General features: G+C 39.9%; 25 protein-coding genes and 1 tRNA gene. 25 read left to right on the forward strand and 1 reads right to left on the reverse strand.

What is annotated here, in order from left to right; all coding sequences use genetic code 11:
- The first annotated feature begins 1 nt into the window (after window position 1).
- The 3 genes from G3KMM_RS00835 (at window position 2) to G3KMM_RS00845 (ending at window position 1,253) form a co-directional block, all read left to right on the forward strand.
- Window positions 2-577 carry an RsmD family RNA methyltransferase gene (locus G3KMM_RS00835; RefSeq protein ID WP_129604208.1) on the forward strand — a complete coding sequence of 192 codons (576 nt, stop codon included), beginning with the start codon at window positions 2-4 and terminating at the stop codon, window positions 575-577.
- 93 nt (window positions 578-670) lie between these two features.
- The gene (locus G3KMM_RS00840; RefSeq protein ID WP_129604211.1) at window positions 671-1,147 is read left to right on the forward strand and encodes a hypothetical protein; all 477 of its coding nucleotides are present in this window, start codon (window positions 671-673) and stop codon (window positions 1,145-1,147) included.
- 22 nt (window positions 1,148-1,169) lie between these two features.
- Window positions 1,170-1,253, forward strand: a tRNA-Leu gene (locus G3KMM_RS00845).
- Between the two features lie 99 nt (window positions 1,254-1,352).
- On the opposite strand, the gene G3KMM_RS00850 is transcribed toward G3KMM_RS00845, so the two are convergent.
- The gene (locus tag G3KMM_RS00850; RefSeq protein ID WP_129604214.1) at window positions 1,353-1,850 is read right to left on the reverse strand and encodes a GNAT family N-acetyltransferase; all 498 of its coding nucleotides are present in this window, start codon (window positions 1,848-1,850) and stop codon (window positions 1,353-1,355) included.
- 97 nt (window positions 1,851-1,947) lie between these two features.
- Between G3KMM_RS00850 and G3KMM_RS00855 the strand changes: the two genes are divergently transcribed.
- From G3KMM_RS00855 to G3KMM_RS00960, 22 genes are all read left to right on the forward strand, one after another.
- Window positions 1,948-2,532: an alpha/beta fold hydrolase gene (locus tag G3KMM_RS00855; protein WP_129604217.1), complete on the forward strand. Its 585-nt coding sequence runs from the start codon at window positions 1,948-1,950 to the stop codon at window positions 2,530-2,532.
- A 251-nt stretch (window positions 2,533-2,783) separates the two neighbouring features.
- Window positions 2,784-3,449, forward strand: a complete 666-nt coding sequence (locus G3KMM_RS00860) for a hypothetical protein (protein ID WP_129604220.1) — start codon at window positions 2,784-2,786, stop codon at window positions 3,447-3,449.
- Between the two features lie 67 nt (window positions 3,450-3,516).
- Window positions 3,517-3,852, forward strand: a complete 336-nt coding sequence (locus G3KMM_RS00865; RefSeq protein WP_129604223.1) for an ASCH domain-containing protein — start codon at window positions 3,517-3,519, stop codon at window positions 3,850-3,852.
- Window positions 3,853-3,871: 19 nt separating this feature from the next.
- A complete protein-coding gene (locus G3KMM_RS00870) occupies window positions 3,872-5,947 on the forward strand; it encodes an excinuclease ABC subunit UvrB (RefSeq protein WP_129604226.1) in 2,076 nt (691 codons plus the stop codon).
- Window positions 5,948-6,034: 87 nt separating this feature from the next.
- A complete protein-coding gene (locus G3KMM_RS00875; RefSeq protein ID WP_129604229.1) occupies window positions 6,035-6,811 on the forward strand; it encodes an ABC transporter ATP-binding protein in 777 nt (258 codons plus the stop codon).
- Window positions 6,801-8,993, forward strand: a complete 2,193-nt coding sequence (locus tag G3KMM_RS00880; protein WP_129604232.1) for an FtsX-like permease family protein — start codon at window positions 6,801-6,803, stop codon at window positions 8,991-8,993. The genes G3KMM_RS00875 and G3KMM_RS00880 overlap by 11 nt, the downstream gene beginning before the upstream one ends.
- A 14-nt stretch (window positions 8,994-9,007) precedes the next feature.
- Window positions 9,008-9,118, forward strand: coding sequence for a UvrB/UvrC motif-containing protein (locus G3KMM_RS00885; protein WP_129604235.1), 111 nt, complete (start codon window positions 9,008-9,010; stop codon window positions 9,116-9,118).
- Entirely contained in the window at window positions 9,118-9,792 is a 675-nt protein-coding gene (locus G3KMM_RS00890; RefSeq protein ID WP_129604238.1) for a response regulator transcription factor, read from the forward strand. The genes G3KMM_RS00885 and G3KMM_RS00890 overlap by 1 nt, the downstream gene beginning before the upstream one ends.
- Before the next feature lie 2 nt (window positions 9,793-9,794).
- The gene (locus tag G3KMM_RS00895) at window positions 9,795-10,880 is read left to right on the forward strand and encodes a sensor histidine kinase (RefSeq protein ID WP_129604241.1); all 1,086 of its coding nucleotides are present in this window, start codon (window positions 9,795-9,797) and stop codon (window positions 10,878-10,880) included.
- 52 nt (window positions 10,881-10,932) lie between these two features.
- Window positions 10,933-11,700: an ABC transporter ATP-binding protein gene (locus tag G3KMM_RS00900; protein ID WP_129604243.1), complete on the forward strand. Its 768-nt coding sequence runs from the start codon at window positions 10,933-10,935 to the stop codon at window positions 11,698-11,700.
- A 28-nt stretch (window positions 11,701-11,728) separates the two neighbouring features.
- The gene (locus G3KMM_RS00905; protein ID WP_206660626.1) at window positions 11,729-13,852 is read left to right on the forward strand and encodes an FtsX-like permease family protein; all 2,124 of its coding nucleotides are present in this window, start codon (window positions 11,729-11,731) and stop codon (window positions 13,850-13,852) included.
- 85 nt (window positions 13,853-13,937) lie between these two features.
- The gene (locus tag G3KMM_RS00910; RefSeq protein ID WP_129604248.1) at window positions 13,938-14,285 is read left to right on the forward strand and encodes a hypothetical protein; all 348 of its coding nucleotides are present in this window, start codon (window positions 13,938-13,940) and stop codon (window positions 14,283-14,285) included.
- 7 nt (window positions 14,286-14,292) lie between these two features.
- Entirely contained in the window at window positions 14,293-14,580 is a 288-nt protein-coding gene (gene gatC / locus G3KMM_RS00915; RefSeq protein ID WP_129604251.1) for an Asp-tRNA(Asn)/Glu-tRNA(Gln) amidotransferase subunit GatC, read from the forward strand.
- 47 nt (window positions 14,581-14,627) lie between these two features.
- Window positions 14,628-16,040, forward strand: a complete 1,413-nt coding sequence (gene gatA, locus G3KMM_RS00920; protein WP_206660627.1) for an Asp-tRNA(Asn)/Glu-tRNA(Gln) amidotransferase subunit GatA — start codon at window positions 14,628-14,630, stop codon at window positions 16,038-16,040.
- Complete coding sequence (locus G3KMM_RS00925) at window positions 16,040-16,459, forward strand: hypothetical protein (protein ID WP_129604255.1); 420 nt, start codon at window positions 16,040-16,042, stop codon at window positions 16,457-16,459. Before gatA ends, G3KMM_RS00925 begins: the two co-directional genes overlap by 1 nt.
- 11 nt (window positions 16,460-16,470) lie before the next feature.
- The gene (gatB, locus tag G3KMM_RS00930) at window positions 16,471-17,931 is read left to right on the forward strand and encodes an Asp-tRNA(Asn)/Glu-tRNA(Gln) amidotransferase subunit GatB (RefSeq protein ID WP_129604258.1); all 1,461 of its coding nucleotides are present in this window, start codon (window positions 16,471-16,473) and stop codon (window positions 17,929-17,931) included.
- A gap of 126 nt (window positions 17,932-18,057) precedes the next feature.
- Entirely contained in the window at window positions 18,058-19,119 is a 1,062-nt protein-coding gene (gene metK / locus G3KMM_RS00935; protein WP_129604260.1) for a methionine adenosyltransferase, read from the forward strand.
- 57 nt (window positions 19,120-19,176) lie between these two features.
- Complete coding sequence (locus G3KMM_RS00940; RefSeq protein WP_129604263.1) at window positions 19,177-21,321, forward strand: ankyrin repeat domain-containing protein; 2,145 nt, start codon at window positions 19,177-19,179, stop codon at window positions 21,319-21,321.
- A 139-nt stretch (window positions 21,322-21,460) separates the two neighbouring features.
- Entirely contained in the window at window positions 21,461-23,563 is a 2,103-nt protein-coding gene (gene fusA, locus G3KMM_RS00945) for an elongation factor G (RefSeq protein WP_129604265.1), read from the forward strand.
- Between the two features lie 132 nt (window positions 23,564-23,695).
- Window positions 23,696-24,886: an SPFH domain-containing protein gene (locus G3KMM_RS00950; RefSeq protein WP_129604268.1), complete on the forward strand. Its 1,191-nt coding sequence runs from the start codon at window positions 23,696-23,698 to the stop codon at window positions 24,884-24,886.
- A 9-nt stretch (window positions 24,887-24,895) separates the two neighbouring features.
- Entirely contained in the window at window positions 24,896-26,392 is a 1,497-nt protein-coding gene (locus tag G3KMM_RS00955) for a TFIIB-type zinc ribbon-containing protein (protein WP_195157071.1), read from the forward strand.
- Between the two features lie 129 nt (window positions 26,393-26,521).
- Window positions 26,522-26,876: GTP-binding protein (locus G3KMM_RS00960; RefSeq protein ID WP_195157072.1), on the forward strand; the 355-nt coding region annotated here is incomplete at its 3' end.

The following is a 26,876-nucleotide window of genomic DNA, read 5'->3' on the forward strand; positions in this document are numbered from 1 at the left end:
CATGAAAAGTGCACGCGAAATCTTCCACCAGGGGAAATTTACTAATGTTAAGATCACTTCCGGGCTCTTCCGCGGCCGTGAACTTAAGGCTCCGCAAAATGGTGTTACACATCCGATGGGTTCTCGCGAGAAATTAGCCCTTTTTAATTCGTTAAGCGATAAAATTAAAGATAAGATTATTCTCGACGTTTTTGCTGGCACCGGTGCGCTTGGACTTGAAGCTCTTTCCCGCGGCGCTTCACACGTTACCTTTATTGAGGCTGATAAAAAAGCTGCCGAAATCTTAAAGCAGAACGCCATTGTTCTTGGTGTCTTTGAGCAGGTGCGCATTTATAATACAAAAGCGGAAAAAATTGACTTCGATAGCCCATTTGATATCGTTATTGCAGATCCGCCTTATGAGTATTTTCATGACCTGCCATTGTCTGTCCTTGATCGTCTTGCTAAAACCGCCAGGGAATACTTCGTCTTATCTCATCCCTCCGATTTTGACCCTCATGCTATTGATGCTGAGTTGCTTTCGACCAAAGCCTACGCTGGTTCTCGTATTACAATTTTTCGCCCCCACGAAGCTTAGCCCCTCTTTACAATAATCTCTAAATATCGTATAATATCAATCAATAAATTGTAAAAAATCTCGAGGTGGTGTCGAAGATTGTGGAGAATTATTATGCGAAATCAAGACGCTAACCGCCCACAGCGTATCAAAATTATTATCATCACTATTATTGCTGCAATCATCATTTTTATTTTTGGCGCATGGTTGATTACTTCAGCTATTAAAAGCGTAGAAAAGAAACAGCAAGCTAGTTCGGAGCAGAACACAACCGCTCAGAAAGATGAGAAGAATACTGCAGATAATAAAACTACCGAACAGTCTAGTTCAAACAATGGTAAGACTACTGGTAATACATCAAATTCTACTAGTACCGGTACTGCCTCAAATAAGCCGGCTACAAGTACCACTTCCCCTGCTGCACAATATCCTGTTAGCCAGCAAACTAATACCTCAAATACTGCTACTACCGATCTTCCTACTACTGGCCCTGAAGATCTTCTTCCCACCGCCCTCCTTATCGGCGTTGCCAGCTTCCTTTTCTTCAAGAATCGCGAAATCAAAGCAAAATTAGCTCTCCAAAATTCATAAGATTGTGTTATAATTAACACAGGCCCGAGTGGTGAAATTGGTATACACGTATGCCTTAGGAGCATATGCCTCGTGCGTGCTGGTTCGAGTCCAGTCTCGGGCACCATACTGGAATTTTTTAGTTCAAGTATTATTTAATGGATAGTTTATAGGGTCTCTTTCATCTGAGAGGGCCCTATTTTCTTGTTGTTAATTTATACCTTGCTTATATTTTCATTACCATTTCTAAATCGTGGGCCATAAATCCACTCTTTTTATAAAAGCCTATAGCATTAATATTGTCCGATAAAACCAATAGCTTGATGCTGGTACATCCCTGGGCTATGAAATAATCTTTCATTCTGTCTAATAACTCTTGTCCTATGCCGGATCCTCTGAATTCCGACTTCACGAATAATAGACCGATCCAGCCGTCCTTGGATGGCTTACGTGACAGATCATAGATCTCATCATCACCCTTTTTATGCTCAATTATCACGCCCTGAATAAAACCAATAACTTGGCCGTTTTCTTCTGAAACGAAAACCTTACCGTTCATATTCTTGACGTCATCTAGCATTTTCTGCATATAGTGATGGGCGTCGTCCATATCTTTATAGGGTAGTGATTCGTGTGTTTGATCGATTTCTGAAAAATACTTCTGAAGTTCGAATTGCATTTTATCTATGTTTTCTCGATCCTTGATGTCCATTTCTCTTATCATTTTCTACTCCTACTTTAAAATTGATGGTACGCTTACTCAAGGTATTTTTCAAGAGTAGAAGTTTTTATATTCAATATATGATACTATTTGGATAGATATGCAAGGACTTACGTATAAATATTATAGAAAAAATGGGACCAAAACAATTTATATAATCCTGCACGGTGGAGGGGCAGTTGGGGTAGAGACCGATTTTATTTCTTCTATTTTTGATGCCATTGCGGCCACTAAAAATAGTGTCCTATGTTTTAATTTTCCGTACTGTGAGAGAGGAGAAGAATCTTCAAGTGGACCAAAATTAAAAGAAGAGGTAGATGCGCTCAAGCAAGCTGTCGATTTTGCTCATCTTGAAGGATTTCACAAAATTATAATTGTTGCAAAATCGCTCGGCGGTATTATTGCTAGCTACTATCTTGAGCAATATCCAGATAGTCAAATAGAACTTTCAATTCTTGGATACATCCCTGGAGAAATTAAGCAAAGAGCTATTTTAAACAACTTAAAACTAGTTATCCAGGGTACAAATGATCGTTTTGCGTCTCCGGTTGAAGTCAGAAAGATGGTCGGTGATTTAGCTGAAGTAGTTGAAATTATAGATGCGGACCATAGTTATAGAAATAGTCAAAAGGAACCAGTCTATCAAGAGATCGCTATTAAAGAGTTGATAAAATGGATTAAGTAGACATATAAAGAAGTTTAAGATGTCTTAACTAATAAAATTCGGTTTAAGTTGGTTGCACAAATAGAAAATTATGTTATAATTTGAAAGCTATACAAATAAGTACCTTACAAAAGTCTAGTCTCTATTCTTCTTTACTTCTGTGACGGATTATCTCTACTAATAAACTTATCCTAGTAGGTATAATCAGTCGCAGAAGAAAAAGCTTCTTCTGCAAATTTTTTGGCGGTATAAAGCCGCAGAAGGAGAAGATTATGAAGAAGAAAATGATAGGCATGGTCATTGATTTAATAGAGAAACAAATCTATGGCTACAATAAAAAAGGCAAGAGCTATGCATCTAGAAGATATAATGTCTTCTTTGATGATGGCTCTATTCTCAGCCTTTGGGAGCAGGATGATACTAGTCCTTCTGGATGCGAGGCGTGTACCTACGGGTACTGGTCCTGGCACGAGAGCATAAACATGAAATTTAATTGGCAAATGCAGCCAATTGAAGTAAATATCTTCGAAGCTCTCAGGGAGGACAAGGAGGCTGTCAAAGTTATCCTTGGCAATGGTGATTTAATCGCCTCTGCTGATAAATATGGATCAGACGAGTATTATCCAGAAGGATTTGCTCAAGCCGGTTTTGAAGCAAGAAGGCCAAAGAAACTTGCCTGGTTTATTGCTGACTTGGAAACCTTTCAGGAACAGAATAAGCCAGTAGCCCAGCCAGGTTATTATGACTTATCATTGGCAGGACGACTTGCTGATGATGAAGAGTTCGTTAGAGCTGAATGTCAAAACACTTTGGCTGATGCCCAGTCGGTGGTTACTATTGGAAAGGAGGCGGACTTTAGAAAAGTCGAGACAACCTTGGGTAGTGACGTGCACCTCATCGAGGTCAAGTGCGTAAACCAAACTCTTGTCTTTGATTAATTTTATACCCAGGGTAAAATCCCTGGGTCTTTTATTTGAAATAGAAAATTTAAATTATAATACATACATGACAACACATTATATGAATCTTCAACCCCGTTATTTTAACTACATAAAAAACGGCACCAAGCGTATCGAGCTTCGACTTAATGATGAAAAGCGTAGACAGCTTCAACTTGGCAATACATTAGTTTTTACTAGCTCCGAAGGGGAATCACTTTCAACCAAAATAACTGGCTTATTGTACTATCAGGATTTCGTATCTCTATTTCAAGATTTTCCTATCGAACTTCTTTCAGATGCTACAATGTCTAAAGCTGAACTGCTAAATGTCCTCAATGAGTTCTATCCAGCAGAAAAACAGCGTCATTACGGTGTTCTCGGAATCAGAATCGAACCGTAACTAATGATATAATAAAACCATGCCCGCATTTGAGTTACAGAGTAAATATGCCCCTACGGGTGACCAGCCGACTGCAATCCGGCAGCTTACTGATGGTCTTAAAAAAGGCATTCGCGAGCAGACCTTACTTGGCGTGACTGGTTCTGGTAAAACCTTCACTATGGCAAATATTATCCAGAATCTCCAGAAGCCAACTTTGATCTTGGCTCACAATAAGACTCTAGCGGCTCAACTCTACTCTGAATTTAGAGAATTCTTCCCGAAAAACGAGGTACATTATTTTGTCTCTTATTTCGACTATTATCAACCTGAAGCCTACATTGCCAGTACTGATACTTATATTGAGAAAGATTCGGCAATCAATGATGAAATTGATCGTCTTCGTCATGCTGCCACAGTCGCTCTCTTGACTCGGCCAGACACTATTATTGTGGCCTCGGTTTCTTGTATTTATGGTATCGGTTCTCCTGATCACTACGTTGAAATGTCACTCCCCTTGATCAAAAAACAGGGGATTTGGCAAATCATGGAACTTAGTGAGCTTGCTAAAGCTTCTCTCGGCCGTCTCCATTCGCCATCGCTCGTTAATACCACCACGCAAAGTGCAGGTTCTCTCAATCAAACCAATTTTATCATCTACCTCATTGCCATGCAGTATCACCGAAATGACCTCGCCTTCGAACGTAGTAATTTTCGGGTTAAAGGCGATACTATTGATCTCTTTCCTGCCTCTGGTGAAGTGGCTTATCGTTTTGAGTTCGATTTTGATAACCTAGAATCCGTTAAAATTATTGACCCGCTTACTGCTGAAGTCCTTGAAAAACCCGAACAAGTTCATATTTTTCCAAACACCCATTACGCAACTCCTCGTGATCAACTCTCTCGGGCTATTGATACAATTGAGGCTGAATTTGACAGTAGGCTAAAATATTTTGAGGCAGAACATAAATATCTGGAAGCGCAACGTTTATCTCAGCGCACCAAGTATGATCTAGAAATGCTCAAAGAAACCGGTTTTGTTAAGGGGATTGAAAATTATTCAAGACATCTGGACGGACGTAAGGCTGGGGAGCCGCCAGCGACGCTTTTAGACTTTTTCCCAGATGACTTCCTCCTTCTCGTTGATGAGTCACATATGACTCTGCCCCAAGTTCGTGGTATGTATAACGGAGATCACGCTAGGAAAACCACACTCGTTGATTATGGATTTCGTCTACCAAGTGCCTTAGATAACCGACCACTCACTTTTGATGAATTTGAAAAACATATTCATCGCGCAGTCTATGTTTCAGCCACGCCAGGTAAATATGAACTAGAAGTTTCTCCTACTCCAGCCGAGCAGGTGATTCGCCCCACAGGCTTGCTCGATCCTGAGATTGAAGTTCGTCCCACGGATGGGCAAATTGATGATCTGATGGTAGAGATCGAAGCTCGCATTCAAAAAAATCAGCGCGTCATTGTCACAACTCTCACAAAGCGCATGGCCGAGGATCTTTCACAACATCTCAAGGACCACGGTATAAAAACTGCCTACATTCATTCTGAAATAGATACATTAGAGCGAGGTGATATTTTAAGAGATTTACGCACGGGTGTTTATGATGTTCTAGTCGGTATTAATCTTCTACGTGAAGGGCTTGATCTTCCAGAGGTTTCACTAGTTGCTATTCTGGACGCAGACAAAGAAGGCTTCTTGCGTTCTGAATCTGCCTTAATTCAAACCATTGGTCGTGCGGCTCGTCATGAAGAAGGCCACGTGATTATGTATGCTGATAATATTACCGAAAGTATGGAACGGGCCATCACCGAAACCGATCGTCGTCGCGATATTCAGATGAAATATAATCACGAACACAATATAGTTCCGCACAGTATCAAGAAGGAAATTTCTTTGGGGCTTCGTGCAATTATCCCAGAAAAGGCCAAAGAAAATAAATTAGATCTCAAAAAGGTTCCAAAATCAGAATTTAAGATCCTGGTTAAAGAATTATCCGAGCAAATGCAGCTAGCCGCAGCCAATCTTGAGTATGAAAAAGCGGCAGAAATTCGTGATATGATTCAGCAGATTAAAGATGCTGAAGAAGGCCAAAAATAGAGATCTAATTATTTTATCTAAATATCAATCACCGAAAGATTGTTGTGGTAAAATAGAAAAAATATATTTTCTAATCTAAGGAGGTAAATGGCAAAAGCGGAAACTATTCTTGCCGTTGAAAAAGTTACAAAGACTTTCGGTAAGGGGGCCAGTCTCACGAAGGCTGTTGATAATCTATCTTTTAAAGTCAAAAAGGGTGAGTTTCTTGCCATTATGGGTGCCTCTGGGTCTGGTAAGAGTACTACTCTAAACTTAATCTCAACGATTGATCGTCCGACTGAGGGAAAGATCCTAGTTGATGATACTGATATTACAAAACTAAAAGGCGAGAAGCTCAATGCCTTTAGGCGTGAATCTCTCGGATTTATCTTCCAGGATTTCAATCTACTAGATAACCTAACCGCCTATGAAAACATTGCTCTTGCACTCTCAATCCAGAACGTCAAAGCAAAAGAAATTGATGAGCGTGTAAAGGCGGTCGCTAAGAATCTTGATATTGAGAAGATTCTCGACAAGTTTCCATACCAGCTTTCTGGCGGCCAGAAACAGCGTGTCGCTTCTGCTCGTGCCATTGTCACCAATCCAAAACTTGTTCTAGCTGACGAGCCAACCGGCGCACTTGACTCAAAATCTTCAAAGTTATTACTCGAACGTTTCGATTACCTTAATCAGGAACTTGAAGCAACCATTATCATGGTAACCCACGATGCCTTTTCGGCTAGCTTCGCTTCACGTATTATCTTTATCAAAGATGGTAAAATCTTTAACGAAATTCATCGTGACAACAAAACACGCAAAGAGTTCTTTGATGAAATTATTCGTGTAATGGCCACACTTGGTGGAGGCGACTCTGATGTTATTTAAACTTTCGTTTCGAAATATCACGCGTAGCGTCAAGGATTATGCGATTTATTTCTTCACGTTAGTACTCGGCGTTACTCTCTTTTATGTCTTCAACTCAGTCGGATCTCAAGCAGCGGTCCTCGAACTTAATAATGCCAAGAAGTTGATTGTCGAGTTACTTAGTAAAATCCTTTCCGGTATGAGTATTCTCGTGGTGGCTATTCTTGGCGCCCTGATTATCTATGCCTCGCGTTTCTTAATTAAGCGTCGCAACAAAGAATTTGCTATCTATCTGACATTGGGGATGAGTAAACGTAAAATCTCGCGCCTCCTTTTCTTTGAGACCCTGATGATCGGTATCATCTCACTTGCCGTCGGACTTCTCATTGGTATCGGTGCTTCGCAGTTGATCAGTATTCTCATCGGACGTCTATTTGAGGCAGATATGAGTAAATTTCAGTTTGTATTTTCTGAAAAAGCTTTCTTTGATACTATCCTTTATTTTGGTCTCATCTACCTCATTGTTATCGTATTTAATACGATAATCGTTGGTCGTCTTAAGATTATCGATCTTCTCCATGGTAGTAAGAAATCCGAGAAGGCATTCCTAAAGAACCCACTACTTCGTGCTATTGTTTTTGTTCTTTCTAGTTTTGGTCTAAGTTATGCTTATTGGTGGGTTACTAATGATAAGGTTTCAATGATGGACCGCATAAATAATCTCCTCTGGCCAGTTGCAATTGGTGTGATTACAACTTTTCTGCTTTTCTGGTCATTTTCAGGCTTAATTATGGAAGTCCTTACCAGAAGTAAAAGATTCTACTATCGTGGTCTCAATTCTTTTATCTTTCGTCAAGTCTCCAGCAAGATCAATACAGCAGTGGTCTCCATGTCTCTAATTAGTCTTCTCCTCTTTTTGACTATTAGTATTCTTTCACTCTGTTTTTCAATTAACGAATCTATGAAAAAAGAGTTAGCCTATAACACTCCGGTTGACGCCTTCATTGAGCTTACCGATTATCAGGCCGTCTTTGGTCCAAATCGCCCTGGCTACGGACCTTTGGCTGACAGTATCAACCCAGATTTTGATGCGCAGATTAAAGAGTCACAAAAGTACATGCAAAGGCCTATCTACCAAAGATTAACTGAGAAAGATAAGGAAATTGCAAAAAGCATTAAGGAGTATCTTGAGGTTAATGTCTATGCCGATCATACCTTTACCTTTAAGCAAGCCCTCCAAGCGGAGTATCTTAACGGCTTAGTGGGTGAGTTTATGTCAAAAACTGCGGTACCAATACTTCGTGTTTCTGACTATAATAAAATAGCAAAACTCTACCATCGCGAAGAAATCTCTCTGGCTGACAATCAATATCAGATGCTTGCAGACTATAAACCCATGAGCGACTCTATTGATAAATCATTGGCTTCAGGTTTTCAGATTAATTATCGAGGACAAACTCTAAGTCCAGTTGCAAAAAAGCATCTCGAAGGTTTTGTAACTTCCTCTGGTATGAAGTCTAATACTGGTATTCTAATTGTGCCAGATAAAATCGCTTCCGAGCAAGCTATTGGTAGCCGTGTTTTACTTGTAAACTACAATACTAGTGCGGATCATACTGCTCAACAAATCGATAATGACATACGTAGAATATATGACCTCGGTAATTTATCTATTGAGATTCATAGCTCTGCAGACGAGACGGCACAAAAATCGAAACAGAATAGTAAAAAAGAAGAGCAGCGTCCGAGCGGTGTCTCCTTTAGCTATATGACTAAAATTCTTATTTATACTTCCTCAATTGGTCTGCAGGCCATCGCTACCTTTGTCGGTTTTTACCTTGGTATTATCTTCTTGATTTCTTCTGCCGCAATTCTTGCTCTCAAACAGCTTTCTGAGTCATCTGATAATATTGAAAAATACGCTGCTTTAAGACGTCTCGGTGCCAGTAATAAAATGCTGAATCATGCTCTCTTTATTCAAATCGCCATCTTCTTCGTCTTCCCGCTTCTTGTCGGTATTCTCCATTCTGTCTTCGGTATTAAATTTGCCTCCAGCATCATCGAAGTATTCGGTTCTGGTGGACTACTCGCCTCAATCCCAATCACCGCTTCCATGCTCATTCTGATTTATGGCGGTTACTTCCTCTTGACTTACCTCAGTAGTAAACGTATTATCTCTGAAAAGCAATTACGCCGCGACTAATACAACTATCAATAATGTCCGAGCAAATGCAGCTTGCCGCAGCTAATTTAGAGTATGAGAAGGCTGCTGAGATTCGTGATATGATAGAAAAAATCCGAGACGAAGAAGAAAAAAGGAAGAGCTAATGTTTAAAATTTTAATTATTGAGGATGATAAAGGCATCAGGGAAGGGCTTTCGGAGCTTTTACTAACCTCAAATTACTTGCCTTTGATTTTGGATATGAACAACATCTCGGTGGAAAAGATCCAAGAACTCTCGCCAGATCTTATTCTGCTGGATATCAATTTACCGGGTATTAATGGTCGTGATTTTGTGCGTGAAATTAGAAAAATTCTAAATACACCAGTCATTATGGTCACTAGTCGTAATACCGAAATGGATGAAGCGCTTGCTATTAGTTATGGTGCGGATGATTTTATTGCTAAACCCTACAACCCAACAATCTTATTGCTCCGTATTGCGGCAATTTTAAGACGATCAAACCTTGCTTCAGAAATTAAAACTTATCGAAATCTACAAATCGATCTCAAGAAAGGAACCATCTCTTCAACAAAAAGCAATAGTAAAGCTATTGAACTTACTAAAAATGAGCTCCTAATCTTTCGTACTCTTTTATATAATCAAGAACGCATCGTTTCACGTAATGAACTGATGACAGAGCTTTGGGATAACTGCGAATATATTAACGATAATGCGCTTACTGTTAATATTAGTAGACTTCGTGACAAATTAGAGAAGTTAGGCGAAACATCAACTATTGAAACTAGAAAGGGTCTAGGCTACATCCTTGCCAAATAACTATGAAATTTAGGGAATACATCGCGGATAATCTGAATATTCTTCTAGCTAATCTTTTTGCAATTGTTCTAACCGAGTATCTTCTTTGTGTATTTTCAACCTCTCTTGAATTTAATATCTTTATCATTTTTATCAATCTCTTTACTTTTATTGTTTGCTTCCTCCATGCCTATTTTAGGAAAGCGCGTTTTTACAAGAAAATTCATCGAGGAATCGATGCCCTCGATCAAAAGATCTTGGTGCATGAACTAATCGACCCGATAACCAACGAAGAAAAGCTCCTTCATCAGGAAATTTCCGAACTCAATCGTTATATGATTGACCAAATTAATCAATATAAAATCAAATTTGAAGATTTTAAAGAATATCTTGAGCTTTGGGTCCACGAGGTAAAATTGCCTATCTCTGCTCTTCGGTTAAACCTCACTCAAACAAAATATAAAAATAACCAATTACTTCTTTCGGAAATAGATAGACTGGACGACTATGTTAATCAGATTTTGTATCTAGTCAGATCTGAGCACGTAGAAAAAGATTATCAAATTTCAGAGTCCAGCCTTTCGGAGATTATTAAGCGTGTTGCTCTTAAAAATCAGAGCGCTCTCATAGATAGTAGGATTGACTTTCAAGTTGAGAATGTGGAGAAAACTATTGAAACCGACTCAAAGTGGTTAGAATTTATCTTAAATCAAATCATTGCCAATAGTATAAAATATCGTAAAAAGAAATCACCTCAAATTAAAGTTTACAGCGAGGAGACGTCAAAGGTACTTGTTTTACATGTATATGATAATGGTATTGGTATTCCAACGTCTGATCAATCTCGCGTCTTTCAAAAGGCCTTCACTGGACAAAATGGTCGTCCCTACGATTTTGATAAGACTAAAATAAATCTCATGGCAGATACTAGCGGTAGTAAGAGTACTGGCATGGGGTTGTATATCGTTAAAAAGTTGATTGATAAATTAGGACATCGAATTCTAATCAGTTCGACTGAATATCAATATACGGATGTTATGATAGTTTTTGCCAAAAATGATTATTACAAAAATGTAAGAAACTGTAATATTAAAAGCACGACAGAGTAATTGAAATTCTATAAACTTGAGATAACAAGAACTTCTTGTTGGAAAGGAAAAAATGAAAGAATTACTAAAAATTGAGAAAATCGAGAAGTATTACGGGAATCGTTCAAGCATCACGAAGGCGGTTGATAATATATCTTTTGAGGTGGATAGTGGTGAATTTGTAGCTATTATGGGTGCAAGTGGTTCTGGTAAGACTACACTTTTGAACCTTATCTCCACTATTGACAAAGTCACCTCTGGACATATTTATGTAGCAGGTACCGATATTACGAAACTCAAGGGTAACGCACTTAATCGCTTTCGAAGGGAAGAGCTCGGATTTATTTTTCAGGATTTTAATCTGCTTGATAATCTTACTGCCTACGAAAATATTGCACTTGCTCTTTCTATTCAAAACATTAAAGCCGTTGATATTGAACCGCGTGTTAAAAAAGTTGCCACCGATTTGGATATTCAGAATATCTTGCAAAAATACCCGTATCAGCTCTCTGGTGGACAAAAACAGCGTGTGGCATCAGCCCGTGCCATTATTACTGATCCAAAACTAGTTCTAGCTGATGAGCCAACCGGTGCGCTCGATTCAAAATCCTCTAGAATGCTACTTGAACGTTTTGATTACTTAAATCAAGAGCTCGGTGCCACTATTCTGATGGTCACCCACGACGCTTTCACGGCAAGCTATTCTTCTAGGGTAATTTTTATCAAAGATGGTAAGATTTTTAATGAAATTAATCGTGGTAAGAATTCACGAAAGGAATTCTTTGACAAAATTATCAATGTCATGACTCTATTAGGTGGAGACCTTAACGATGCTCTTTAAATTATCTTTTCGAAATATTATTCGTAGTATGAAGGACTATGCCATCTATTTCTTTACTCTCGTCCTTGGCGTTGTTATTTTTTATGTCTTTAATGTTATCGGTACGCAAACGTCCATGATGGAACTAGGCAGCTCCACTAAAGATGTAGTTAAACTCCTTGTAAATGTTTTGTCGGGCGTAAGTTTAATTGTTGATGGCATTCTTGGCTATCTTATCATTTATGCTTCAAGATTTCTCATTAAACGGCGTAATAAAGAGTTCTCTATCTATCTCACTCTCGGTATGAGCAAACGCAAAATATCTCTACTACTTTTTCTTGAGACTCTCTTTATAGGGCTACTCTCTCTGGTTGCTGGTCTCTCTCTCGGTATTATTTTGTCACAACTAATGAGTGTAATGGTCGCCAATCTATTTGAGGCCGATATGTCAAAATTTCAATTTGTCTTTTCCGGTGAAGCCTGTCTAAAAACTATTGCTTATTTCGGGATAATTTATCTTCTAGTGATTGCCTTTAATACCGTCATGATTAATAAACTTAAGATAATTGATCTAATCCAAGCTAGTCGTAAGTCCGAAAAGGTCCGCCTAAAAAATCCTATTATCTGTACAGTTATCTTCTTTCTTGCTGCTACGATTCTAGGTGTTGCCTACTATCAAGTTACCGTCAATTATCTCAAGGTTCTCTCAGAAATCGCACTGTTTTGGCAAGTAATTGGTGCTGGAGTCATCGCAACTTTCTTGCTTTACTGGTCATTATCAGGCCTCATAATGAAGCTGATTGTAACGCGTAAAAAACTCTATTATAAAGACTTAAATAGCTTTACATTTAAGCAGATTAGTAGCAAGATTAATACTACCGTTGCTTCAATGAGTATTATCTGTCTCATGCTCTTCATTACTATCTGTACTTTGTCTAGTTGTTTATCTATCCGTGAAACTTCCAAAAAACAACTTGAATATGCCACTCCTGTCGATGCTGTTGTTTCATATCGGAATAACTATAATTCAAGATGGGAAGAATCCAATTCTGAAGAAGAGAAAGATAGTCCAGCCGTCAAGGCTTGGAAGCAAGAAATGGCAGTTAGGAACGAAAACGACTCTAGAGCGACTATCGAGGATATTATTAAGACCAGCTCAAGACTATGGAATAACCTCAAAGATCAGACTTCGTTTGATACATACATACTCTCCAAGAAGATAGAAGACGGCGGGCTTGACCTTAACGCTGTTTTGAATCAAAAATCTCTTCAAAAGATAGCTGAAATGACTAACGGTCACGCTAATGGAATGTATGTCTTAAGGATCATCTCAGTTTCAGATTACAATAAGATCGCCAATTTATATCACTTCGATCAATATAAATTAAACCCCGATCAGTATTTTATTCTGTCTGACTTCAAAAAAATGGAGGAAATTTACAATATTTCCCTGAAAGATGGACATAAAATCAAGATAAACGGAAAAACCTTATCACCAAAATTTGATCATAACAAGCAAGGCTTTATCGAGCCATCCAATACAAATGGCAATATGGGAATCCTCGTTGTCTCTGATGAAGTTACTAAAACTTTAGTAAAATATGAGAACTTCATGGCCGCAAACTATAAGACTAATGATAAAAATAAAAATGAACAGTTGGATAAAGATTTGCGTCGCATCATTACTGGTAACGAAAATGATTATATAAAAATTACTTCCCCGCGTTTTTATAATATACAGACCAAAAATCAGATAATCGCCATGTCGGTAGGTCTTCAGGCTATTGCTGTTTTCCTTGGCTTGTATCTTGGCATCATCTTCCTCATCTCTAGTGCTGCGATTTTATCACTTAAAGAATTATCTGAATCATCTGATAATCGTGAAAAATATATGACATTAAGACGCTTAGGTGTAGATGAGAGGATGATTAACCGTGCACTCTTTCGTCAGATTGCTATTTTCTTCGCTGCTCCGCTCTTTCTAGCAATCATTCATTCGATCTTTGGTCTGACATTTGCTATAAAAATTCTTAGCTTTATTGGCACTGATGGATTAGCTCCATCAATAGTCATGGCTGTAATATTTTTGGTAACAATTTATGGTGGCTACTTCCTCTTAACCTACCTCAGTAGTAAGCGTATTATCTCTGAAAAGCAATTACGTCGCGATTAATAGTCCTATTGACGAAAACGCGGACGAAACGGATGGCAAAAACATCTAGCCCCTCATAGGAGGGGCTTTTTGTTATACTAATATCATGAATTACAAAATAATTCTCGCAAAAAATATAAAATATTCTGACGTTCAGTCAGAAAACAAAATCGTATTTCTATTGGATAATAAAAATCAACTTCCTACTTTCAACCCCCAGGGAGGTGTAAGGCAGCAATTTGAAGAGCTTTTTAAGGCAAAAATTCGTTTCGGCTATATTTTTTCTCAAGCAAAAAACAAAAATGCTATTTTTGCATCAGCAAAGATAAAAAAGCTTCCAAAAAATTGGCACTATGTCCCATATTCAAAACTAACTAAGAGTTATTGTGATGATTTTGACATAATACATCGCGCCATGCAGAAGCTCGGCTATGTCTCTGATTTTCTGATATAATTAAGCTATGAAAAATACACGCGAGGACATCTTGCATTTAGCAAAACTTTCTAATTTATCCCTCGAAGAGACAGAAGTAGAGAGCTTGCAGCGAGATTTAGATAATATTGTTAACTATATTTCACAACTAGATGAGTTAAATACTGATGGTGTTGAACCGACTTATCAGGTTTTTGAAATGGAAAATGTCTGGCGAGAGGATGAAGTAAAGCCACAAGATGCTTCGAGAGAGCAGCTTTTAAATCTAGCTCCTGCATCAAGGCAAGACATGATTCAAGTGCCAAAAGTACTCTAAATTATTTAAAATCTAATATCTCAGAAATTAAAAAAAGGAAGACCAAAATGAAGATTGCAAATAAGCAAATTTCTGCCGTTAGTCTGGTGAAGGAAGCCTTTGAAAAAGCTCGCCAGTTTGCAAAATATAATGTCTTCGTTTCACTAGCAGACGAAGAGAAAGCTTTGAAGAAGGCTGAAGAAATTGATAAGAAGATTGCCACTGGCGAAGAAGTTGGACCGCTGGCTGGCGTACCTTATGCTTTAAAGGATAATTTCTTAAGTAAAGAGGGAAACACTACTGCCTCCGCAAAAATCCTTGAGCCATTTCATTCTCCAATCGATTCTACCACCGTCAAGAAGCTCGAAGAAGCTGGCGCCATTATGATTGGTCGCACCAATCTCGACGCCTTTGCTCAGGGTTCTTCGACCGAAAATTCCTACTTTGGTCCATCCCATAACGCCAAGGATTTTGATCGTGTGCCTGGTGGCTCTTCCGGTGGTTCCGCCGCAGCTGTTGCTCTTGACATTGTTGAATTTGCTACGGGTACAGATACTGGCGGTTCCATTCGTCAGCCAGCCTCGTTTAACGGCGTTTATGGTTTTAAGCCAACCTACGGCACGATTTCTCGTTATGGTGTTGTGGCCATGGCTTCTAGTACCGACTGTATCGGTTTCTTTACTAAAAACGCGGAGGATATGGATCTTTTAATGTCGATCTGTGCCGGCCAAGATGAAAAAGATCTCACTACTTTACCTAGTTTCTATAATCACGAAGAGCAAAAATATTTTGTTCCAGAAATTGCTCCTAAAAGCGCTAAGATTGGTATTATCAAAGACTTTAGAAATGACTCGATTGATCCCGAAGTCCAACGTGTTTTAGATTCTCAGGTTGAAAAACTTAAATCAGCTGGACACCAGATCGTTGAGTTAGATATGCCGACCCTTAAGTACGCTCTCGCCGTCTATTATATTGTTGTACCAGCAGAGGTTGCTTCAAATCTTTCACGCTATGATGGTATTCGTTATGGCTACCGCTCCGAACATGCTAAGAATCTAAGTGAAGTATTCGGTTTCTCACGCAACGAAGGATTTATGCCAGAGAACAAGCGTCGTATCATGATCGGTAACTTCGTCTTAAGCTCCGGATTCTATGATGCTTACTTTAAAAAGGCCGAGCAGGCACGTACTCTGATCATTGAAGAATATCAAAAAGCTTTTGAAAAGTGCGACTATCTCCTCACGCCTGTTTCGCCATCCCCAGCCTTCAAGCTTGGCGAGAAAGTCAGTGATCCAGTTGCAATGTATTTTGAGGATGTTATGAGTGTACCAATTAATCTTGCCGGACTCCCAAGTCTCGCCTATCCTGCTGGTGAAAGTCAGGATACTAAGATGCCAATTGGTCTGCAACTGATCGGCCAAAGAAGAAGCGATAAAAGTATTCTAGATTTTGCTAAATACCTCGCTAAGGAGTTAAATTAATGCCATACTCAACTTTAATCCTCCTAATCGCGATTTTGATTGTCGGCGTCTTTGTCTTTATCGCCATTTCTTCCACTGGCCGCCGAAACCACCGTTTTGATGTTGAGGATTATCAAACCAGGTTTTTAAAAATTGAAAACTCACTAACTCGTGATAATAAATTATCTTATAACGCAGCTGTCATTGAAGCGGACAAACTACTCGACCGTGCGCTTATGGAGCTTGGAGTGCCAGGAAAAACTATGGGAGAAAGACTAAAGGCTTCCAGTACACGCTTTACTCAGCTCAACTCTGTTTGGTATGCTCATAAACAACGTAATCAAATTGCCCATGAGCAAGATTTTAATTTAGAGTATAATCAAGCTAAGCATGCCTTAGCGAGTTTTCGTCAGGCCTTAAAAGATCTAGGAGCAATTTAATTGGAGAAACTATGACTGAACAAAAATATGAAATCACCGTCGGTATCGAGTGTCATGTACAGCTCGCTACCAAAACCAAACTCTTCTCTGAGGTAGATAACGATGCTCGTGGCAAAGAGCCGAACTCTTGTGTTTCACCTGTAGAATATGCTTTGCCGGGCATGTTGCCACGTTTAAATCGTGAAGCTGTTAATATGGCAGTACGTGCCGGACTTGCGCTTAACTCCGAAATTAATCTTCTTTCACGTTTTGATCGCAAACATTATTTCTACCCAGATTCTCCAAAGGGTTATCAGATTACCCAGATGTATCAACCAATCATCGGTGCCGGCTATGTTGAGCTTCCAAACGGTAAGCAGATTCGTATCGAGCATGCTCATCTTGAAGGTGATGCTGGTAAGCTAAATCATTTTGATAATTATTCTCTCGTAGACCTTAACCGTGCTGATACTCCGCTTATTGAGATCGTCTCCATGCCAGATATTCATACTGCCCATGATGCTCATGACTACTGTAAGGAGCTTTGGCGCCTAATGACCTTTGCCGGAGTTTGTTTTGGCGACCTCTATAACGGTAATATGCGTTTTGACGTCAATATTTCTCTAGCCGAGAAGGGAAGTAAGACTCTTGGCAAACGTGCTGAAATCAAAAACTTGAACTCCTTCCGCTCGGTTGAGCGCGCTATTGAGTATGAATATGAACGACAAAGCAAAATGCTTGACGCTGGGGAAGTCATTACTCAAGAAACTCGTGGTTGGAATGACGCTACAGGCAAAACCACTTCTCAGCGCTCTAAAGAAGAGGCTCAAGATTACCGCTATATGCCAGAGCCAGATCTTCCACCAATCCGATTGACAGAGGAACAGGTAAAAAAGGAACGTGAAGCTATGCCGCTTCTTCCAGCCGACTATCGTAATACTCTCGGCATGATTATTTCTAAAGATATCTTGGAAATTCTCCTTGATTACAAACAGTTGGTCGATCGTCTAGCTGACCTTAAGACCGAATATGATATTCATGGCATCGATAAAGAAATCAGCAAAGCTGCCATCCTAAAAATCTCCAACCTCTTTACTTCCGTGCTTCTAGCTGAAGAAAATAGTAGCCTCTTGAACGATCCAATGCCAAGCGTTAAACAATTAATGGATCTAAGTTCTATGATTGCAAAAAATGAACTCTCAAGCACCAGCGTCAAGGAAGTCTTCCTACGCTTCTTTACGCCAGAGATGCGTTTCAAAGAAACTCGCGCAATTGCTAAAGAATTAAATTTGATTCAAGAAAACGATCTCGGTGCCGTTGAAAAAATTGTCGATGAAGTTCTCGCCGATCCAAACAACGCTCAGGCTGTGGCTGACTTTAAGGCTGGCTCTGAAAAAGTACTCGGTTTTCTAGTCGGACAGGTCATGAAAGCTTCTCGTGGTAAGGCTAATCCAAGCATGGCGCAAGAGATTCTTCGCAAGAAGCTACAGTAAGACTTTTAGAGTGGTTAAAGCCATTATCAATCAAGCTCAAGGTGATTCTTAATATAAGTATTCTAACCTTGAGCTTTTTATGCTATTATTAAAGAGTAAAAATTAGGGACCACAAGAAAGCATTGTATGAAATTATATACTAATGAAACTGTTTTTCGTGGTCATCCTGACAAGGTCTGCGATCAAATTAGCGACGCCTTACTTGACGCTTTTTTGCAAGGAGATAAGCATTCGCGTTGTGGTATTGAAGTTATGGGTGGTAAAGGTAAAATCTTTATTACTGGAGAAGTAACCTCAAACTCTGAGGTTAACGTCGAAGAAATTGTTATGCGCGTATTAAAAGATGTTGGCTATATTGACCAAAATAATCGTGCAATCAATGTTATCGAATCAGGAGATCCAAAGGATATTGAAATTATCAATAATCTAGGTAAGCAGAGCCATGATATTGCACTCGGCACCAATGACGAAGTTGGTGGGGCGGGTGATCAAGGTATGATGTTCGGTTTTGCCTGTAATGACACACCAGAATATAAGCCAGTCGCCATGCATTTATTGCAGGAGTTTTCAAAGTTCTATGATGAACTACGTCAAAAAGACCAGAGATTTTTACCTGACGGCAAGGCTCAAATTACTGGTATTTATGATCGCAAAATGCACCTTAAGAAGATCAAAGACTGGACCATTAGCTATCAAAACACCGAAGAAGATCGTACTGAAACTGATCAAATCTTGATCGACAAAGCAAAAGAATTAGCTGCTCAATTTGGTTTAAAAATTGAAAAATTCTGGGTCAATCCGACGGGTAAGTTTTTAATTGGTGGTTTCCAAGGTGATGCCGGTCTCACTGGTCGTAAGATTGTGGTTGATAGTTATCAGTCATTTGCCCCGGTCGGCGGCGGTGCTTTCTCAGGTAAAGATCCATCCAAGGTAGATCGTTCGGGTGCTTATAAAGCTCGCGAAATTGCCATTCGCTATCTCAAAGAGCATCAGTTATCTCGCTGTGAGGTCCAGCTCTCATATGCCATTGGTATTGCTGAACCTTTAGCTATCTATATTCTAGGTGATGGTAAAAGTCTTGAGCCAGAAAAATCCTTGTATGCCGAATGTACGCCAAAACAAATGATTAAAGATCTCGGGCTGTTGAATAAGCACTTCGAAGATACCGCCAAGTTTGGTCATTTTTAAAATGCATATGTTAAAATATTGACAATAAAGATTTAATATTGGGGTAATAGGAAGAGTATGCCGGAGCATAATCAAAATCAATACGCAAACAATTTGAATCAGTTCAGCGATAATGAAAATACTGCAGAAAACGTAAATCAACAAATGGAAAAAAGGGCCGCCTCTCGCCTTCAAAACGAAATCGGATCCAAAGTTCTCTCTCTGGTTAACTTCGAATCTAAGTATAAAAACATTGTCGAATCCTCATTCAATAAAGCCCGCAATAACAAAGAAAAGCTCCCAGGCAAAAATAACGAACGCAGAAACTTCGCTTATCTCTCCCGTCTAGATCGCATGATCGAAAAACATGGAGACGCCATAGAACAAAAACTCTGGGCAGCCTCTGCCGAAAATCTCGTCATGGACTATGAAGACATCCCAGAAGCCTATTGGAAACAACAAGAACAGATCCTAAGAGACAATGGCCAAGGCAGAGAACTAAGTAGATATGAAAAAGAAATTCTAGCTGAAGATCTCATCGATAAACAACGCCAATCTATCACTTCTTGGACTAACTATCTAGGCGATAAAAACTGCCCCTATCCTCTCTGGTTCAAGGTCTATGCCTTCGATGGCATCTCCAAGATGAGCAATACTCTCAATCTTGATGATGCAGATTATAACAGACGTGACAATACTACAGCCCTCAGTTTCCCAAAACTTAACGCCGAGATCCTCGCCAAGGTTTATCGTCAAATTAATGATTTCTATGGTGTAGATAAAGAGAACTGGCTAGCGCAACATTCAGATGATGAAAAACTAGTCTCTCTCGTTAAATCCGCCAACTTCCCTAAACTCTACGCTAAAGAACTGGTCGATACTAAAGTTATTCTCAAAACCCCAGAACGTACCGAAGATGTCCATGGTGATTGGTTTGAATATAAGTTAGGCGATGAAGAAGAGATTGCCAGCCTCGCCGAAGGTACCCGCTGGTGTGTCGTGGACCCTAATGTTGCACACAATTATCTAGTATACGGCGAATATGGACACTCTAAAAGTACGGGGTCAGATAAAGAATCTAATTCAAAAGCCAAATTCATCATCTTCAGACTAGAAGACCCTAACTCTCCTGGAGTCTATGCCTCTAATGGCTCCGCCTCTATTCGCCTCGACCCAAATGGTATAGTTGATGAAGTCTCAGGACTAAACGATGGGCAAGCTGTTGAAGACGCTCTTGTTCCTATTGTTAAGAAAAAAGCATTGTCTCTACCAGGCGGCGAAAAGTATTTACAAAAGTTTGATGATAAGCAAGCTCTAATCCGCTTAGATAAAAAGATGGAAAAAGGGGAAGATCTAACCAAAGAAGAATTAAGCTTTCTTTATGAACTAGATCGCCCCATCGCGACATTAGACACCTATAATGAAGAAGATCCTAGAATCCCAGAATTAAAAGAAAAGTATGGCATAGAATATGCTTTAGAAAAAGGGGTAGATGCCAATAAAATGGTTGCAAGCTTAGACTCATGTGATATTGCTAAAAATCTAGACTCTTTCCTCAAACAAGGTGCAGATATTAATAATACTGTAAATCACATGAAAGCCTACGATATTGCCAAAAACCTAGACTCTCTCCTCAAACAAGGTGCAGATGTTGATAATATTGTAAATAATATAAATTCATACCATATCGCAGAAAATCTAGACACTCTTCTTAAATATAGTGCCATTATTGATGTCAACGAATTAGTTTCAAGCCTAGAGTCACACGGTATTACCAGAAACCTAGACAAACTTCTCAGAAATGGTGCAGATATTGATCTTGTCGTAAATAGAATGCGGTATTCCGATATTGTGGATAAATTAGATTATCTCATCGAACACGGAGCAAACATTGATGTCAACGAATTAGTTTCGAGGCTAAACTCATTTGAAATATCAGATAATCTAGATACCCTCCTTAAGAATGGTGCAGATATTAATAATATTGTAAGCAATATGAATCCAAGAGATATCGATTACAAACTATCTACTCTCCTCGAAGATGGTGCAGATATTGATAATATATTAAGCAACATGAAACCAGACCGTATCGCAGATAATCTGTTTATTCTCCTCGAACATGGTGTAGATGCTAATCTCATAACAGAAAAATTGAGTAAGAAAGAAATTGAGGATAACATTTATATCCTCCGAAAATACGGCGCAAATCTTGATATGTATTAATAAAACAATTGATACTTAATTCCAAAATACAACTTTATTTTTAACAGATAGCATGGTAAAATATCACCAACGTCTTTTTGCCGTAATTTAATTGGCAAAACACCGAAAAGACAATAATAATAACTAAATAAGGAAATTCATGGCTACTGACAATCATGATTTATCAAAGCTTCGCAATATTGGTATTATTGCCCATATTGACGCAGGTAAAACCACAACCTCTGAAGCAATTCTTTACCGTACAGGTTTGAAACATAAAATCGACCTTGTAAAGGGTGACACTGGTGGTGCAACAACTGACTGGATGGAGCAGGAAAAGGAACGTGGTATTACTATTACTTCCGCTGCTGTAACTGCAACCTGGAAAGGTTATAAAATTAACATTATCGACACCCCAGGCCACATCGACTTTACCGCTGAAGTAGAGCGCTCTCTTCGTGTTCTTGACGGTGCTATTACTGTCTTCGATGGCAAGATGGGTGTTGAAGCTCAGTCCGAAACTGTATGGCGCCAGGCCACTAAATATGGTGTCCCTCGTATTTGTTTCATCAATAAAATTAACCAAATTGGTGGCGACTTCTACAAATCACTTGAATCTATCCATAAGCGTCTTTCCAAGAATGCTGTTGCAATTCACCTCCCAATCGGTTTCGAGAAGGATATTTGCGGTGTTGTTGACCTTGTCGATATGAAGGCCTACACCTACAAGGAATATGCCGATCATTCACTAACCGTTGGTGAAATTCCAGCTGATATGCTTGATAAGGCTAAGAAAGCTCGTGCTCTTCTTGTCGAAGAAGCAGTTGCTGCTGATGAAGATCTAATGAACAAATACTTCAACCAGGGCGAAGAAGCTATTACTGAGGCTGAACTAAAAGCTGCACTCCGTAAGCGTGTTCTATACGGTGACTTCTTCTTAGTAACTGGTGGTGACGGTCGTGGTGTTATTGTCGAGAAGGTGCTTGACCTCTGTGCAGATTATCTTCCATCTCCACTTGATCGTGATCTTGGTCAAACTGTTGGTACTGATCCAAAAACTGGTGATCATGTTGTTCGCAAAGCCGATGTTGCTCAGCCACTCACTGCTCTTGCCTTCAAGATTGCATCTGACCCATTCGTTGGAAAACTTGTCTTCGTACGTGTCTACTCTGGTACTCTTAAATCTGGTTCCTACATTCTAAATGCCACAACCGGCAATAAGGAACGTGTTGGTCGTCTCGTCCGCATGTTCGCAGATAAGCGTGAAGAAATTACCGAAGTTGCTGCTGGTGATATTGCTGCCATCGTCGGTCTTAAAGAAACCACAACTGGTACCACACTTTGTGATCCAGCCCATCCAATTCTTCTTGAGTCTATTGAGTTCCCAGAACCACCTGTTTCTATCGCTGTTGAGCCAAAGACTAAGGCTGATCAGGAAAAAATGGGTCTTGGTCTCGCAAAACTTGCTGAAGAAGATCCAACCTTCCGTGTTCACACCGATGAGGAAACTGGTCAAACCATTATTTCAGGTATGGGAGAGCTGCACCTCGAAATTATTATCGATCGTTTGAAGCGCGAACATAATGTTGAAGCAAATACTGGTGCTCCTCAGGTTGCCTACCGTGAAACTATCCGTGGCATAGCTGAAGCTCAAGGTAAGCACATCAAACAGTCTGGTGGTCGTGGTCAGTATGGTGATGTTTGGATTAAGTTTGAGCCAAACGAAGCTGGTAAGGGCTTTGAGTTCATCGATATGATTAAAGGTGGTGTAGTTCCACAGGAATACCGCAAGCCAGTCCAGCAAGGTGTTGAAGAAACCCTTAACGGTGGTGTTATTGCTGGTTACCCAGTAGTTGATATTAAGGCTACTCTCTATGATGGTTCCTACCACGATGTCGACTCTTCCGAACTTGCCTTCAAGCTCGCTGGTAGCCTTGCAACTCGTGAAGGTATCAAGCGCGCTAAGCCAGTTCTTCTTGAGCCAGTCATGAAGCTTGAAGTCACTACTCCAGAAGAGTTCATGGGTGACGTCATTGGTGATATCAACTCTCGTCGTGGTCGTATTGAGTCTATGGAAGATCTTCAAGGTGGCGCAAAGCTTATCACTGCCTTTGCTCCACTAGGTAACCTCTTCGGTTACACTTCAGATCTCCGCTCTATGAGCCAAGGTCGTGCTGCATCTTCAATGGAACTTTCTCAGTATGAAGAAGTACCACCAAACGTAGCACAGGAAATTATTGAAAAACGTAACAGTTCTAAATAATTAACTAATAGAAAAAGAGGTCACTAGGCCTCTTTTTTATTTCACAAAATTTCTTTTTTACCGAAGCGCTCAGCTTATATTCTAAAAAACTATCATCTAGTGTATACTAAATAAAATAACTAAAGGAGGAATATGGGTTTTATTAAAGCCTTTGCCGGTGCTATTGGCGGTACATTTGCTGACCAGTGGAAAGATTTCTATCAACCAATTTCAGGAGTTCCCGCAACCGCAGGTCTCTTTCCAGGTGAAAAGGTTGGCACAAATAACGGTCGTGGTTCAAACACACAAGGATCTGCTAATATCATCTCTAATGGTAGTAAAATCCTTGTTCCTGAAGGTACTGCTCTTGTTACTATGCAAGATGGTGGCATCACTGGCTTTATCGCTGAACCAGGTGGTTTCATTTATAGCTCTGAAGATCAAAACGCCCAGTCTATCTTTGCGGGCGACGGCTTAATCTCTTCAATCGTTAAAACTAGCTGGGAACGCTTTAAATTTGGTGGTATGCCAGGCTCCAGCCAAGCGATTTTCTACGTCAACCTAAAAGAAATTCCAAACAACCGTTTTGGTACTCAATCTGAAATCTACTGGGACGATGCCTTCCTCAATACTCAGGTTGGTGCTATCACACGTGGTACTTACAGTCTAAAGATTGTTGATCCGCTCGCCTTTATCAAGAACTTTGTACCTGTATCATATCTCAATGATCAAGGAGTCTTTGATTTTGCCGATATGGACAACGACGCTGCCTCTCAGCTCTTTACTGAAGTTGTTGGTTCACTTTCTGCTGCTTTCTCAAACTACACCAACGACCCAAGCAAAGGCAATCGCATGGCAAAGATTCAAGGCGATCAAATTGGCTTTGCCAAGTCTCTTTCACAGGCTGTCGAAGATGGTTATCAGTGGCGCTCAAACCGTGGTCTCGAAATCGTTAGTACCGCAATTCTCGCTATTGAATACGACGAAGATACTAAGGAGTTAATGAAGGACGTTAAGAAAGCAGATGCTCTTGCTGGCGCTCGTGGCAACTCCTTTATGCAACAGTCTATCGCTCGCGGTATCCAGGCCTCTGGTGAAAACGGTGGCGGCGCTGCTGGCATGGCCTTCATGGGTATGGGTATGAATGCGGCTGGTGGTATGATGAGCAATCTCCAGCAACCAGTCAACCCTGCTCCTGTTACCAACCCTACTGCCCCTACTGCTAACCCAGCCCCCGCAGAAGACCCAACTGAAAAACTCATGAAGATGAAACAACTTCTTGACGCAGGTGCTATTTCTCAAGAGGATTACGATAAAGTAAAAGTCCAGATTCTCGGGTTCTAGAGATTTATAATGGCTGAAACTGAAACACAAGATCAAGCCTATGTGGACAACGGAGTAAAAGTTGTTCAGACTGATGTTGATAATAAAGACGGACAGGTTAAATGTCCAAAATGTGGCTCCACGGATATTTCCACTAATGCAGCAACAGGGCAGCTCCGTTGCAACTTCTGTCGTTTTGAATTTGAGCCACAAAAGCTTGAAATGGAGACTGATATTTCAAAGCTCTCTGGCACAACCATCGGCTCGGGCGCTCAAGATATTGTTGCCGACACGAAAGATCAAATAACTTTAAAGTGTTCGAGCTGTGGTGCTGAGGTGGTTATTGACACCGCCTCAGCCAACCAGGCGCGCTGTCACTGGTGTCGTAACACTTTATCGCTAAATCAGCAAATCCCTAATGGCGCAATACCAGACATGGTACTTGCCTTTAAGGTGAAAAAAGATGAGGCGAAAAAAGCAATCGAGGACTTTGTTGGAAAGCGCAAATTTTATGCACATCCAAAGTTCCGACAAGAATTTACTACCAATAATATTATGGGTGTATATTTTCCATACATGGTAGTTGACTTAAATGCACACAGTCATCTTACGGGGCTTGGCGAACATCAAACTCGTTCCTATTCCGAAGGTAGTGGGGAACATCGTGTAACCTATTATGATGCTGACCTTTATCAAGTTGGTCGAGATTTTGATCTCACAATTCATGGTCTCTCTATTGAATCAAATAAGGATCGCCTAGATACGACTAATAAGACTAAAACAAACAATATCATTAATTCCATCATGCCGTTTGATGTTGAAAACAGTGTAAAATACGATTCAAATTATCTGAAGGGTTTTACCTCCGAGCGACGTGATAGTAATATTACTGAACTAACGCCGATCATTACAGAGCGTGCAAAAGATATTGCTAGATTCTCGGCAAATGCTAGTCTTAAAAATTATGACCGCGGAGTCTCTTGGCAGTCCGAGCAACTTGATATTAAAGGACAGCAGTGGAAGGCAGCCTACCTACCAGTTTGGCTCTATAGCTATCAGGAGGATAAAGGTGATCGCAAATTGCTTCATTATGTCGCCGTTAATGCTCGTACCAAAGAATCAATGGGTAGTGTTCCTATCTATCTTCCAAAACTCTTCCTCTTTGCCTTCCTAGTAGAGCTTTTAGGTGTTTTTGGGTTTATCAAGTTAGATTTTGATTATGACTTTCTACTTCTACTCGTTGGTCCACTTTACTTCTTTTATATTTACACCAAATATCGCAACCAAAATGCGCGCGATCAATATGAAACTGAAACCAAAACTAATGTCACAAACCTTAAAACTATGGATCAATTCGTTGAACACCGTACAAGATTAAGAAATTCGAAGATTGAAAACCAAAATAACACCACTGTTCGCGGCGCTTCGATGAATCTAAAAAAGAAAACTGGACTTGGTCTAGATCTCGATTTGAAGAACTTTGCTGCCGATCAGCTCTCGAGCATCACTGATCAGTTCTTGAAATAAAAAATATACTAAAACCCACATAGAGTCTTTACTTTAGGACCTTCATCATCTAAAATATAAGATATAGACTTTTGGGCTGGTTAATATTAGTGCCTAAAAGAAATTAATATTAAAGGAGAAAAATTTAGAATGGCAAATTTCGACCGTTCCAAGCCACACATCAACGTTGGTACCATGGGTCACGTTGATCACGGTAAAACAACTCTTACTGCTGCTATTACAACAGTTCTATCAAAGCGTCTTCCATCTGACGTTAACAAATCTGTCGCTTACGACCAGATCGACAACGCTCCAGAAGAGAAAGCTCGTGGTATTACCATTGCTACTTCTCACCAGGAATATGAATCAGAAAAGCGTCACTACGCTCACGTTGATATGCCAGGTCACGCCGACTACATCAAGAACATGATTACCGGTGCTGCCCAGATCGATGGTGCTGTCCTCGTAGTTGCTGCTAACGATGGTCCACTTCCACAGACTCGTG

The organism is Candidatus Nanosyncoccus nanoralicus (assembly GCF_004138405.1).
Taxonomy (GTDB): domain Bacteria; phylum Patescibacteriota; class Saccharimonadia; order Saccharimonadales; family Saccharimonadaceae; genus Nanosyncoccus; species Nanosyncoccus nanoralicus.